This is a genomic window from Kitasatospora xanthocidica, from assembly GCF_014656195.1.
Lineage (GTDB): Bacteria > Actinomycetota > Actinomycetes > Streptomycetales > Streptomycetaceae > Kitasatospora > Kitasatospora xanthocidica.
The window spans coordinates 202,216-214,881 of sequence record NZ_BNBY01000002.1; the positions used below are offsets into that span (position 1 = coordinate 202,216).

The 12,666-nt window shown below is 72.5% G+C and carries 12 protein-coding genes; 6 read left to right on the forward strand and 6 right to left on the reverse strand.

What is annotated here, in order from left to right; genetic code table 11:
* The first annotated feature begins 106 nt into the window (after positions 1-106).
* The 6 genes from IE332_RS04255 to IE332_RS04280 all read left to right on the forward strand — a co-directional run bounded on the left by IE332_RS04255 (position 107) and on the right by IE332_RS04280 (position 7,342).
* Positions 107-994 carry an FAD binding domain-containing protein gene (locus IE332_RS04255; RefSeq protein ID WP_189913717.1) on the forward strand — a complete coding sequence of 296 codons (888 nt, stop codon included), beginning with the start codon at positions 107-109 and terminating at the stop codon, positions 992-994.
* Positions 991-1,476: a (2Fe-2S)-binding protein gene (locus tag IE332_RS04260; RefSeq protein WP_189913718.1), complete on the forward strand. Its 486-nt coding sequence runs from the start codon at positions 991-993 to the stop codon at positions 1,474-1,476. Before IE332_RS04255 ends, IE332_RS04260 begins: the two co-directional genes overlap by 4 nt.
* Entirely contained in the window at positions 1,473-3,839 is a 2,367-nt protein-coding gene (pucD, locus tag IE332_RS04265; protein ID WP_189913719.1) for a xanthine dehydrogenase subunit D, read from the forward strand. Before IE332_RS04260 ends, pucD begins: the two co-directional genes overlap by 4 nt.
* A gap of 292 nt (positions 3,840-4,131) precedes the next feature.
* Positions 4,132-5,613: an NCS2 family permease gene (locus IE332_RS04270; protein ID WP_189913720.1), complete on the forward strand. Its 1,482-nt coding sequence runs from the start codon at positions 4,132-4,134 to the stop codon at positions 5,611-5,613.
* Between the two features lie 156 nt (positions 5,614-5,769).
* A complete protein-coding gene (locus tag IE332_RS04275) occupies positions 5,770-6,957 on the forward strand; it encodes an XdhC family protein (RefSeq protein ID WP_189913721.1) in 1,188 nt (395 codons plus the stop codon).
* A 91-nt stretch (positions 6,958-7,048) separates the two neighbouring features.
* A complete protein-coding gene (locus tag IE332_RS04280) occupies positions 7,049-7,342 on the forward strand; it encodes a hypothetical protein (protein ID WP_189913722.1) in 294 nt (97 codons plus the stop codon).
* 19 nt (positions 7,343-7,361) lie between these two features.
* Here IE332_RS04280 and IE332_RS04285 read toward each other — a convergent pair whose 3' ends face one another.
* The 6 genes from IE332_RS04285 to IE332_RS04310 all read right to left on the reverse strand — a co-directional run bounded on the left by IE332_RS04285 (position 7,362) and on the right by IE332_RS04310 (position 12,556).
* Positions 7,362-7,982: a LysE family translocator gene (locus IE332_RS04285; protein ID WP_189913723.1), complete on the reverse strand. Its 621-nt coding sequence runs from the start codon at positions 7,980-7,982 to the stop codon at positions 7,362-7,364.
* 45 nt (positions 7,983-8,027) lie between these two features.
* Positions 8,028-8,444: a PIN domain nuclease gene (locus IE332_RS04290; RefSeq protein ID WP_189913724.1), complete on the reverse strand. Its 417-nt coding sequence runs from the start codon at positions 8,442-8,444 to the stop codon at positions 8,028-8,030.
* Positions 8,437-8,634 carry a type II toxin-antitoxin system VapB family antitoxin gene (locus IE332_RS04295; RefSeq protein WP_189913725.1) on the reverse strand — a complete coding sequence of 66 codons (198 nt, stop codon included), beginning with the start codon at positions 8,632-8,634 and terminating at the stop codon, positions 8,437-8,439. The genes IE332_RS04290 and IE332_RS04295 overlap by 8 nt, the downstream gene beginning before the upstream one ends.
* A gap of 91 nt (positions 8,635-8,725) precedes the next feature.
* Entirely contained in the window at positions 8,726-10,504 is a 1,779-nt protein-coding gene (locus IE332_RS04300; RefSeq protein WP_189913726.1) for an SDR family oxidoreductase, read from the reverse strand.
* Positions 10,501-11,433, reverse strand: a complete 933-nt coding sequence (locus tag IE332_RS04305; RefSeq protein WP_189913727.1) for a M24 family metallopeptidase — start codon at positions 11,431-11,433, stop codon at positions 10,501-10,503. Before IE332_RS04305 ends, IE332_RS04300 begins: the two co-directional genes overlap by 4 nt.
* 16 nt (positions 11,434-11,449) lie before the next feature.
* Positions 11,450-12,556, reverse strand: coding sequence for a PDR/VanB family oxidoreductase (locus IE332_RS04310; RefSeq protein WP_189913728.1), 1,107 nt, complete (start codon positions 12,554-12,556; stop codon positions 11,450-11,452).
* Positions 12,557-12,666 lie beyond the last annotated feature (110 nt).

A 12,666-nucleotide genomic window follows, 5' to 3' on the forward strand; every position in this document is an offset into this window, starting at 1 on the left:
CCGGGGCTTCATGCCATCGGTGACTGCCAGTGGCCCCCGTCACAGGAGTTCACTGGGCGACACGCCGCCGGACACCCGGCGGGCGACGACTTGAGGAGACACCCGCATGGAGTTCCTTCGGCCCGCCACCTGGGACGAGGCACTCGCGGCGAAGGCTGAGTACCCGACCGCGCTGCCCATCTCGGGCGGCACGGACGTCATGGTCGAGATGAACTTCGACGTGCACCGGCCATCCGCGATTCTCGACCTGAACCGCATCACCGAGCTCACCGAATGGTCCAACGACGGCAGCGTCGTCAGGCTCGGCGCCTCGGTCCCCTACACCCGGATCATCGAGGAGCTGTCCGGGCCACTGCCCGGGCTCGCGCTGGCGGCGCACACCGTCGGCTCGCCGCAGATCCGCAACCGCGGCGGCGTCGGCGGCAACCTCGGCGGCGCCTCCCCGGCCGGTGACGCGCACCCCGCGCTGCTGGCGGCCGGGCGGGACGTGTTCGTGGAGGCCGCCTCGGTGCGCGGCACCCGGATGATCCCGATCGACGAGTTCTACGTCGGCGTGAAGCGCAACAGCCTGGCGGCGGACGAGCTGATCCGGGCGGTGCACATCCCGGTGGCGGACGGCCCCCAGCAGTTCTCGAAGATCGGCACCCGCAACGCCATGGTGATCGCGGTCTGCGCGTTCGGCTTCGCCCTCCACCCGAAGAACGGGACGGTCGGCACCGGCATCGGTTCGGCCGCCCCCACGCCGCGCCGCGCCGTCGAGGCCGAGGAGTACCTGCGGGACGTGCTCGCCGAGCGCGGGCTCTGGGAGTCCGGCGACCTGCTGGGCGCCGAGGTGGTCCAGCGGTTCGGCGAGCTGGTGAAGGCCGCGGCCTCGCCGATCGACGACGTCCGGGGCACCGCCGAGTACCGGCGGCACTCCCTGGCCGTGATGGCCCGCCGCACCCTCACCTGGTGTTGGAACGACTACAGCAAGCAGATCAGGAGTGCGGCATGAGGGTCACTTTCACCGCCAACGGCAAGCCGGTCGAGGCCGACGACGTGTGGGAGGGCGAGAGCCTGCTCTACGTACTGCGCGAGCGGGTCGGCCTGCCGGGTTCGAAGAACGCCTGCGAGCAGGGCGAGTGCGGCTCCTGCACGGTGTACCTGGACGGCGTCCCGGTCTGCTCCTGCCTGGTCGCGGCCGGCCAGGTGCAGGACCGCGAGGTCCGCACGGTCGAGGGCCTGGCCGCGGAGGACGGCGAACTGGGCCTGGTCCAGCAGGCGTTCATCGACGCCGGGGCCGTCCAGTGCGGGTTCTGCACGCCCGGTCTGCTGGTGCAGACCGACGCCCTGCTGGAGTCCGACGCCCAGCCGAGCGACAACGACATCCGCGAGGCGCTGTCCGGCAACCTGTGCCGCTGCACCGGCTACGAGAAGATCATGGACGCGGTGCGGCTCGCCTCAGCCCGCAAGTGCGCCGGGAAGGGTTCGGCATGACCACGCGCACGATCCAGGGCCAGAAGAACCTGCAGAACATCAACCAGGCGTCCAAGGACGGCATCGGCGGCTCGCCGCTGCGCCCGGACGGCAACCTGAAGGTCAAGGGCGAGTTCGCCTACTCCTCGGACCTGTGGCACGAGGACATGCTGTGGGGTATGGCGCTGCGCTCGCCGCACCCCCGCGCCAACATCCTCTCGGTGGACATCTCCGAGGCGCTCAAGGTGCCCGGCGTGTACGCGGTGCTGACGCACGAGGACATCCCCGGCGCCAAGTACTACGGCCTGGAGATCCAGGACCAGCCGGCCCTGGCCATCGACAAGATCCGGTACCACGGCGAGGCGATCGCGCTGGTCGCCGCCGACCACCCGGAGACGGCCCGCCGCGCGGTGAAGAAGATCGCGGTCGAGTACGAGGTGCTCACCCCGATCGTCACCGAGGAGCAGTGCCTCGACCCGGAGACGCACGGCTACGTCCACGAGCCGCACGAGTACAAGTCCCACGCGTACGGCAACGTCTGCCACGAGCAGCGGCTGGTCTCGGGCCTCGGCGTGACCGACGAGGTACGGGCGCTGGCCGACGTCATCGTCAGCGGCGACTACGAGGTCGGCATGCAGGACCAGGCCTTCCTCGGCCCCGAGTCCGGCCTGGCCGTGCCCGCCGAGGACGGCGGCATCGACCTCTACATCGCCACCCAGTGGCTGCACGTGGACCGCGAGCAGATGGCCCCCGTGCTCGACCTGCCCGAGGAGAAGGTCCGGCTCACCCTGGCCGGCGTCGGCGGCGCCTTCGGCGGCCGCGAGGACATCTCGATGCAGATCCACGCCTGCCTGCTGGCCCAGCACACCGGCAAGCCGGTCAAGATCGTCTACTCCCGGGACGAGTCCTTCTACGGCCACGTGCACCGCCACCCGGCCCGGATGCACTACGAGCACGGCGCCACCCGCGACGGCAAGCTGGTCTTCGCCGACTGCCGGATCGTGCTGGACGGCGGCGCGTACGCCTCCGCCTCGCCGGCCGTGGTCGGCAACGCGGCCTCGCTCGGACACGGCCCGTACGTGATCCCGAACGTGAAGATGCACGCCATCGCGCTCTACAGCAACAACCCGTCCTGCGGGGCGATGCGCGGCTTCGGCGCGGTGCAGGCCGCGTTCGGCTACGAGTCGCAGATGGACAAGCTGGCGGCCGAACTGGGCATGGACCCGGTGGAGTTGCGGCAGCTGAACGCGATGTCGGAGGGCGACTTCATGCCCACCGGCCAGCAGATCGACTCGCCCGCGCCGGTGGCCGAACTGCTGCGCCGGGTCAAGGACATGCCGCTGCCGCCGCCGCTGGACACCGAGCACCTGGACGTGCGCCAGCTGCCCGGCGCGCTGTCCAACACCTCGCACGGCGAGGGCATCGTCCGGGGCGTCGGCTACTCGGTCGGCATCAAGAACGTCGGCTTCTCCGAGGGCTTCGACGACTACTCCACCGCCCGGGTGCGGCTGGAGGTCATCGGCGGCGAGCCGGTCGCCATGGTGCACACCGCGATGGCCGAGGTCGGCCAGGGCGGCGTCACCGTGCACGCCCAGATCGCCCGCACCGAGCTGGGCGTCGAGCAGGTCACCATCCACCCGGCCAACACCGAGGTGGGGTCGGCCGGTTCGACCTCCGCGTCGCGCCAGACGTACATGACCGGCGGCGCGGTGAAGCTGGCCGCCGAGGCCGTCCGGCGGGAGCTGATCGAGAAGGGCCGCCGCCGCTACGGCTGGACCCACCAGGACATCACGCTGGCCGGCGGCAAGGTCGTCTCGGAGAGCGCCGGCGTCCTGGTCTCCATGGTGGACCTGCTCGGCGACGAGGCCGTCGACCTCACCCGCGAGCACCACCACCGGCCCACCCAGGCCTTCGACAAGGAGACCGGACAGGGCTTCGGCCACGTCCAGTACACCTTCTGCGCCAACCGCGCGGTGGTGGACGTCGACGTGGAGCTGGGCCTGGTCAAGGTGGTCGAGCTCACCGCCGTCCAGGACGTCGGCAAGGCGCTCAACCCGCTCTCCGTGGTCGGCCAGATTCAGGGCGGCTGCACCCAGGCGCTCGGCCTGGCCGTGATGGAGGAGATCATCGTGCGGGACGGCAAGGTCCGCAACGCCTCCTTCACCGACTACCTCATCCCCACCATCCTGGACACCCCGCCGATCCCGGTGGAGATCCTCGAACTGCCCGACCCCCACGCGCCGTACGGGCTGCGCGGGGTCGGCGAGGCGCCGACCGTCTCGGCGACGCCGTCCATCGTGGCCGCCATCCGCAACGCCACCGGACTCGCGCTCAACCGGATCCCCGTCCGGCCGGAGCACCTGACCACCGAACAGCCCGGCTGACCCCGGAGGTTCACGCTTCCCCGGGGCGGCGACCGTCTTCCCCGCCGCCCCGGGGGCACCACCCCACACCCGCTGCCCCACCCACGCCGGGGCTCCGCAGCGGTGCGCACCACTCGCGAACACCCATTCGTGAACGCACCACCAGCAGCACCAGCAACCGCAATCGCACCGCGGGCACTCCCCCTCATCGAAGTGCCCCTCAGTGAGTCGATACGTCCCCCTACGCCGCTTCGTTGACCGGCAGTCAGGTCGGCTCGCCCACCCCAACCCCCTTTGACACTTGGGAGTGGACATGACCAGGATCCCCACGGAGCCCGGCACCACAGAAGACAGACCCGCCGAGGACGACACCCACCCGTCGACCCCGGCAGCACGCTCGAACAGCGCACTGGACGCCTACTTCAAGATCTCGGCCCGGGGCTCGACGCTCGCCAACGAGCTACGCGGTGGTCTCACCACCTTCATGGCGATGGCGTACATCATCCTGCTCAACCCGCTCATCCTGAGCGGCGCGGACGTCACCGGCGTCAAGCTGGACCACGCCGCGCTCACCACCGCCACCGCCCTGGCGGCGGCCGTCACCACCATCCTGATGGGCGTCGTCGGCAACGTACCGCTCGCCCTCGCGGCCGGCCTCTCGGTCTCCGGCGCGGTCTCCGCACTCGTCGTCCCGCACACCACCTGGGCCCAGGCCATGGGCCTGTGCGTGATCTACGGCCTGCTGATCGTCCTGCTGGTGGTCTCCGGACTGCGCGAGAAGATCATGAACGGCATCCCGCTGCCGCTCAAGCACGCGATCACCATCGGCATCGGCCTGTTCGTCACGGTGATCGGCCTCTACAAGGCCGGATTCATGCACACCGGCGGCCCCACCCCGCTGTCGCTCGGCCCGAGCGGAGAGCTGGCCGGCTGGCCGGTGCTGATCTTCTGCGTCACCCTGCTCGCGATCTTCGTCCTGATGGCCCGCGGCGTCCGCGGCGCCATCCTGATCGGCATCGCCGGCGGCACCGTGCTCGCGGTGATCGTCAACCAGGTCGCGAACGTACCGGCCGCCGCCTGGAAGAACTCCGTCCCGGTGTGGCCCGGCAGCCCGGTCTCCGCCCCCGACTTCAGCCTGTTCGGCCACGTCGACCTGTTCGGGGCCTTCGGCGGCAAGGGCATGGGGGCGATCAGCGCCTCGGTCGCCGTGTTCACCCTCGTCCTGGCCGGCTTCTTCGACGCGATGGCCACCATCATCGGCGTCGGCACCGAGGCCGGACTGGCCGACAAGCAGGGCCGGATGCCCGGACTGTCCAAGGCGCTGTTCATCGACGGCGCCGGCGGCGCGGTCGGCGGCCTGGCCGGCGCCTCCGGCCAGACCGTCTTCGTCGAGTCGGCCACCGGCGTCGGCGACGGCGCCCGCACCGGGCTCGCCTCCGCCGTCACCGGCGGACTGTTCGCGCTGATGCTGTTCTTCTCGCCGATCGCCGGCATCGTGCCGGTCGAGGTGGCCTCCGCCGCCCTCGTCGTGATCGGCTCGATGATGATGAGCCAGGCCCGGCACATCGACTGGTCCGACCGCGAGGTGGCCATCCCGGCCTTCCTCACCTGCGTGCTGATGCCGTTCACGTACAGCATCACGGCGGGCGTCGCGGCCGGCGTCATCTCGTACACGGTCATCAAGGCCGGGGTCGGACGCTGGCGCGAGCCCGGGGTGCTGATGTGGATCCTCACCGGGGTGTTCGTGCTGTACTTCGCGCTCACGCCGATCAAGTCCTGGCTCGGCGTGCACTAGCGCCGGCGCCGGCGCACTGCGCCGGCCTGCTGACCTGCCGGCCTGCTGACCTGCGGACCTGCTGCACCGCCTTGACGCACCACCGCCGCCGTACGGGATCGTTTCCCGTACGGCGGCGTCCCCCGCTACTGTCGAACCGTGTAAGGAGCATGCGCCATGCAGGACATCGCCGAGCAGCTGCAGGCCTGGCACACGGCCGGGCGCGCCTTCGCCGTGGCCACCGTGGTCGGCGTCTCCGGCAGCGCTCCGCGCGACCCCGGCGCGGCCCTGGCCGTGGACACGGACGGCGAGGCGATCGGCAGCGTCTCCGGCGGATGCGTCGAAGGCGCGGTGTACGAGCTGTGCCAGGCCGCGATCGAGAGCGGCGAGCCGGTGCTGGAACGCTTCGGCTTCAGCGACGAGGACGCCTTCGCCGTCGGCCTGACCTGCGGCGGGATCCTCGACGTGTTCGTCCAGCCGGTCGTGCCCGGAACCGACCCCGGGCTGGACGCCGGGATCGCGCACATCGCCGACGGGACGCCGGTGGCCCTGGCCCGGGTGATCGACGGCCCGGCCGGGCTGCTCGGCGCCACCCTCGCCGTCACCGCCGACGGCGTCGCCGGGGCGCTCTCCGTCGGCCCGACCACGGTCGGCGCGCTGGAACGGGCGATCGTCGCCGAGAGCCGGGCCATGCTGGAGGCCGGACGCACCGGCCGACTCGTCCTCGGCCTGGACGGGCGCCCCTGCGACGAGCACGGGCAGGGCACCGTCACCTGCTTCGTCGAGTCCTACGTGCCCGCGCCGCGGATGCTGGTATTCGGGGCCATCGACTTCGCGGCCGCGGTGGTGCGGATCGGCAAGTTCCTCGGCTACCACGTCACCGTCTGCGACGCCCGGCCCGTCTTCGCCACCGCCCGCCGCTTCCCCGCGGCCGACGAGGTCGTCGTCGACTGGCCGCACCGCTACCTCGACTCCCAGCTCGGCCGGATCGACGGCCGCACCGTGCTCTGCGTCCTCACCCACGACGCCAAGTTCGACATCCCGCTGCTGGAACGCGCCCTGCGGCTGCCGGTCGGCTACGTCGGCGCCATGGGCTCGCGACGCACCCACCGGGACCGCGAGGCCAAGCTCCGCGAGGCCGGGCTGACCACCGCCGAACTGGCCCGGCTGCGCTCCCCCATCGGCCTCGACCTGGGCTCGCGCACCCCCGAGGAGACGGCCGTCTCGGTCGCCGCCGAGATCATCGCCCACCGGCGCGGCGGCAGCTGCCTGCCGCTGAGCGCCGGGGACGGACCGATCCACCACGACACGGACCTGCCCGCCACCCCGGCCGAACCCCGGGAGCCCCGGAGCCACGCCGCCTGAGCAACGCCGCCTGAGTCACGTTGCGTGGCCACCGGGGCGGCGGGACGCTGGAGTTGCGGACTCACCCCGAGCCCGGGGAAGGAGCGGGACGATGCGCGCCCTGCTGGAAATCGAACTCGACACCGAGGCCGGCAACAAGGCCATCACCGACGGGAAGATGGCGGAGGGCATCCAGCAAGCCCTGGCCCAGCTGAAACCGGAGGCGTCCTACTACTTCGCCCGCAACGGGCACCGCACGATGATCGCCGTCATCGACATCGCCGACGAGGCCTCGATCCCGTCCATCGCCGAGCCGTTCTGGCTCCAGTCGAACGCCAGGGTCGACATCCACCCGTGCATGAACGCCGACGAGCTCATCGAAGGCCTACGGCGGCTGAGTTCCTGAGGACCGCCGGCCACACCCGTCAGTCGCTCAGCGCCAGCTTCACGCCGAACCCCACCACGACCGCGCCGGTCACCCGGTCCATCAGCCTGCGCGCGGCCGGCCGGCGCAGCCAGCCGCGCAACACCCGGGCGAAGCCCACCAGGACCGTCGACCAGAGCAGCCCCTCCACGACGTGCACGCAGGTCAGCGCCACGCCGGCGGCGAAGTGCGGGACGCCGGCGGGGATGAACTGCGGCAGCACGGCCACGTAGAACACCCCGACCTTGGGGTTCAGCAGGTTGGTCAGCGTGCCCCGTCGCCAGCCGTGCCCGAACCCGCCCTCCTGCTGCTCGTCCTCGGCCGCCGCATCGGCGCCCCGGGCACGCAGCATCCCGACGCCCATCCACACCAGGTACGCGACGCCGGCCCAGCGCAGCACCTCGTACGCCACCTGCGAGGCGGTCAGCAGCGCCGTCACCCCCGCCGAGGTCAGCGTCCCCCACACCAGCGTCCCGGTCTGGATCCCGAGCACGACCCCCCAGGCCTGCCTCCGCCGCCCCGACGCGGACGTCCGCAGGACCAGGGCCGTGTCCAGCCCGGGTGTCAACGTCAGCAGCCCCACGACGAGGGCGAAGGACCACAGCGCGGTTGTCATCTCCATGGCCCCGGATGCTCTCACAGCCCCCCGACAGTGCCCCGGGCGGCGTCAGTCCGCGGTACCCGGCGGCACGACCCACTCGGTCGGCTGACCGGTGACGGCGGCGATCATGTCGTAGTCGCCGTCGTAGTGGAGCACGGTGGCGCCGTGGCGCTCGGCAGTGGCCGCGATGACGAGGTCCGCGACCGACGGCGCCCGCCAGTTGCCCCCGGTGGTGAGCATGGCCTGCACCTCGATTGCGCGGTCCCAGACCTCGTCAGGGGTGGGCAGCCAGTCGAAGCCGCTCAAACCTTCCCGGATCCGAAGGGCGTCGGCCTTGGACCGGGCGCTGTGCATGATCTCAAGCTCGACAGCCCCGCAGATCGCGACCACTCCCCTGATGATCAGGGGCTTGAGGACCGTCCTCACCGCCGGCTTGGAGAAGCGGGCAAAGGCCGACTTGTCGATCAGGAAGCGCTCACTCACCCTCTTCCACCGGCCCGGTGAGGTCGGGCAGCCCACCCTCGGCGAGCCAGGCCATGAAGGCCTCGCGCTTGCGGCGCTTCACCGCATCCTCAAGTGCGGCGTTGACGGTGGCGACCTTCGTCGTCGTACCGAAGATCTCGGCCGCCTCAGCGAGCAGTTCGTCGTTGACGTCTATCACGGTACGGGCCATGGTCGACCTCCCGGAGCGGGCCTGCGATATCAATACCGAGAATACTTGATATCACGGGCCCCACTGGTCCGTTCCGGTGATATTCGCCCGGTCAGGTGATGTTGAGGCGGGCGGCGAGGCGGAGGAGGCCGGGGCTGAGGCGGGAGAGGAGGCGGGCGGCCTTGGCCTCGGGGGTGACCGGGACGACGGCCTTGCCGGTGCGGACCGCCGCGAGGATGGCGGTGGCGACCTTCTCCGGGGGGAAGCCGCGGCGGGCGTAGAGCTTGGCGGCGCGGGCCTGCTTGGCGGCCTGTTCGGCGGAGGAGGTGGCGGAGAACGTGGAGGTGCGGGTGATGTTGGTGTTGACGATGCCCGGGCAGATGGTGGAGACGCCGATGCCGTGGCCGACGAACTCGGCGCGCAGGCAGTCGGAGAGCATGAAGACGGCGGCCTTGCTGGTGGCGTAGGCGGTGAGCGCCTTCGAGGGCAGGTAGGCGGCGGCCGAGGAGACGTTGACGATGTGGCCGCCCTGGCCGCGGTCGGCCATCAGGGTGCCGAAGGCGCGGCAGCCGTGGATCACGCCCCAGAGGTTGACGTCCAGGACCCGCTGCCACTCCTTCTCGGTGGTCTGCAGGAAGGTCCCGGAGTGGCCGATGCCCGCGTTGTTGACCACCACGTCGGGCACCCCGTGCTCGGCGGCGACGGTCTGCGCGAAGGCGTCCACCGCGGCGCCGTCGGAGACGTCCACCCGGTAGGCGTGCGCCGCCGGGCCGATCAGCGAGGCGAGTTCGGCGGTGCGCTCGGCGGCCGCGAGGTCGAGGTCGCAGACCACCACCCGGGCGCCTTCCTCGGCGAAGGCGAGCGCGGTGGCCCGTCCGATGCCGCTGCCGCCGCCGGTCACCACGACCAGCCGGCCGTCGTCCAGCGCGGGTGCCCCGCCGGCGGCCGCGTCGGCGCTCCCCGGCTCGTTGCGGGCGGTGAACTCGCGGACCATCCCGGCCACGGTGGCTCCCTTCTCCAGCAGCGCCGACCAGTGGCCGGCGTGCAGCGTCCTGCGGGTCAGCTTCGGCGCCCAGCGCTCCAGGCCCTCGGAGAGGTAGGTGCCGACGTAGCGGTCCCGGGTGAGGGTGATCAGCTGGACCGGCACCTCGGTCGGCCGCTCGCGCGGACTGCCCATGGTCGGGCGGAAGTTGGCCCGGTACAGCTCGATGCCGCGGACCGCGTCGCGGCGCAGGCTGCGCTGCGGGTGGTCGGCGCGCGGGGTGACGTGCTCCAGGCCGCGCAGCACCCGCGGCCAGGCCCGGGCGAGGCCGAGGCGCCAGACGCCGGGGGCCAGGTAGGGCAGGTGGAAGGCGGTGATGTACCAGGAGTGCAGGCCCTGGTGGAGCAGCTGCCCCAGGTGGCGCGGGGTGGGGCGGCGCAGCCGGTGGCGCAGCCAGTACCCCATGTGGTCCAGGCTGGGGCCGGACATCGTGGTGTACGAGGCGATCCGGCGTTCGGCGCCCGGCGCGGTGACGGCCTCCCAGGACTGGATCGAGCCCCAGTCGTGGGCCACCAGGTGGACCGGGCGGTCCGGGCTGACCGCGTCGGCGACGGCGAACAGGTCCTCGGCCAGGTGCTCCAGCCGGTAGCCGTCGCGGTCCGCGGGGACGCCGGACTCGCCGGCGCCGCGCACGTCGTAGCGGACCACGTGGTGGTCGCGGGCGAGGTCGGCGGCGATGTCGTCCCAGACGGCGTGGGTGTCGGGGTAGCCGTGGACGAGGAGGACGGTGGGGGCCTCCGGGTCGCCCTGCTCGAAGACGGCGAGCGGCAGGCCGCCGGAGTGGACGGTCCGGCGGCTGGTCCGGGGGGTCGTCGGGGGCGTCGTCGGGGGCGTCGTCGGGGGCGTCATCGGGTGGCCTCCAGGGCGGTCGGCGCGGTGGCGGTCGGGTCGGCCGCGTGCGGCGCGGTGGCGGACGGCTCGGTGGCGGCAGTCTGCTCCGTCGTCGCGTCGGTGGTCCAGCGGCGCACGTGGGGAAGGTCGTCGTCCAGCCAGTAGGCGTCGTCCTCGGTGACCACCAGCAGCTCCTCGAACTTGATGCCCACCCCGCGGAAGCCGATGTGCGGCTCGACCGCCCACAGGCCCGGGGTGGGCGCGTGCCGGGACGAGCGGCCGTCCGCCCAGAGCGGCGAACGGCCGTGCAGGCGCTCGGAGATGAGCTCGCGCCCGAGGGTCTGCAGGGTGCGCACGCCGAAGCCGAAGACGTTCACCCCGGCCGGGCCGCGGGTGACGGTGCGGGTGACCTGGTGGCCGATCACCCGGCCCGGGTAGACCTGGTGGCGGTTGTCGTAGCCGTGCGCGGCGAGCTGCGCGTCCACCGCCGCGTACACCTCGTCGAGCGGCTTGCGGGCCCGCACCTCGGCGAGGATCAGCTCGCGGTAGACCTTGAGGTCGGCGGCCAGGCGGTCCCAGATCCGGTTCTCGCCGACCTTGCCGCCGTAGCCGATGTCCGCGGTGTAGCCGTCCACGACGGGCGCGCAGTCCAGCACGTACGGCATGCCCTCCTCCAGGCGGCGGTTGCCGGCGAAGAACTGCAGCGGGGTGTGGAAATGCCGGAACGCCGTACGGTCGCCGAACCAGGCGAAGGGGACGTGGAAGAAGTCCTCCACCCCGGCGGCGACCAGGCAGCGGCGCAGCTCGGCGGTGGCCTGCCGCTCGGTGACGCCGGGCTCGATCCACGCGGCGACCTGTTCGGCGCAGTGGTAGGCGAGTTGCTGGGTCTCGCGGAACCGGGCGAGGTCGCGCTCGGTGTAGCGGAAGGCGGGGGTCGTGTTCGCCATGGCGGGGGCTCTCCTTCTAGACGTCGAGCACGAGGGTCTCGCCCTCGGCGGCCCGGGAGACGCAGGGCAGCAGGGCGCCGTCGGCGCGCTGCTCGGGGGTGAGGCGGCGGTCCCGGTGGTCGGGCGAGCCGGCCAGCACCCGGACCTCGCAGGTGCCGCAGAAGCCCTGGTGGCAGGAGTACGGGAGGTCCGGGCGGGCCTCGCGCAGCACGTCCAGGGCGGACCGGTCGGCGGGCACGTCGAGGGTCGGGCCGTCGGCGCCGAGGCGGACGGCGAAGGGCGCGCCGTCGGTGATCGGCGCCGCGCCGAAGCGCTCGAAGTGCAGGGCGGTGGCCGGCCCGCCGGACCCCACCGGGCCACCGTCCAGCGCCCGCTGCACGGCGGTGAGCATCGAGGCGGGGCCGCAGCAGTAGACGGCGGCGCCGCGCGGGGCGTGGGCCAGCAGCTCGGCGCCGGTGGGGACGCCGCCGTGCTCGTCGTCGGTGCGCAGCACCACGCGGTGCGGGTCGAGGGCGCGCAGCTCGTCCGCGTACGGGAGGGTGTCGGCGCTGCGGCCGACGTGCACCAGGCGCCAGTCCAGGCCGTGCCGCTGCGCCTCCCGGGCCATCGGGAGCAGCGGGGTGATGCCGATGCCGCCGGCCAGCAGGAGGACGGCGGGTTCGGCGCAGAAGGCGAAGCCGTTGCGCGGGCGGCGGGCGGTGATCCGGGTGCCGGGGTGCAGGGTGTCGTGGATCTCGACGGACCCGCCGCCGCCTCCGGGCAGCCGCCGGACGGCGATGCGGTAGCCGGCGCGGTCGGCCGGGTCGCCGCTGAGGGAGTAGTGGCGCTCGCGGCCGGAGGGCAGGGTGAGGCGCAGGTGGGCGCCGGGCTGCCAGGCCGGCAGCGGGCCGCCGGAGGGGTCGGCGAGCCGCAACTCGATGACGTCGGCGGCGAGTTCGCGGCGCGCTGTGACGACCAGCTGCAGCGGCGGGAGGGGGCGGCTGAGCGGACGGCGGGGGTTGCGGCGCAGCAGGGGGCCGCCGAGGGCCTGCACGTAGCGGTCCTGGAGTGCGGTGAGGCCTCGCAGGAAGCGGTCCGCGCGGGGACGTCCGTAGAGGTCGGGGGGCGGGGTGAGCAGGTCCATCCGGCGGTCCTTGGCGTGGGAGGGGGGGCGAACGGGCGACAGCGGACGGATGTCAGATTTCAGCTGACAGATAACAGATGACGTTATCTGTTATCTGAAATCTGTCTGCT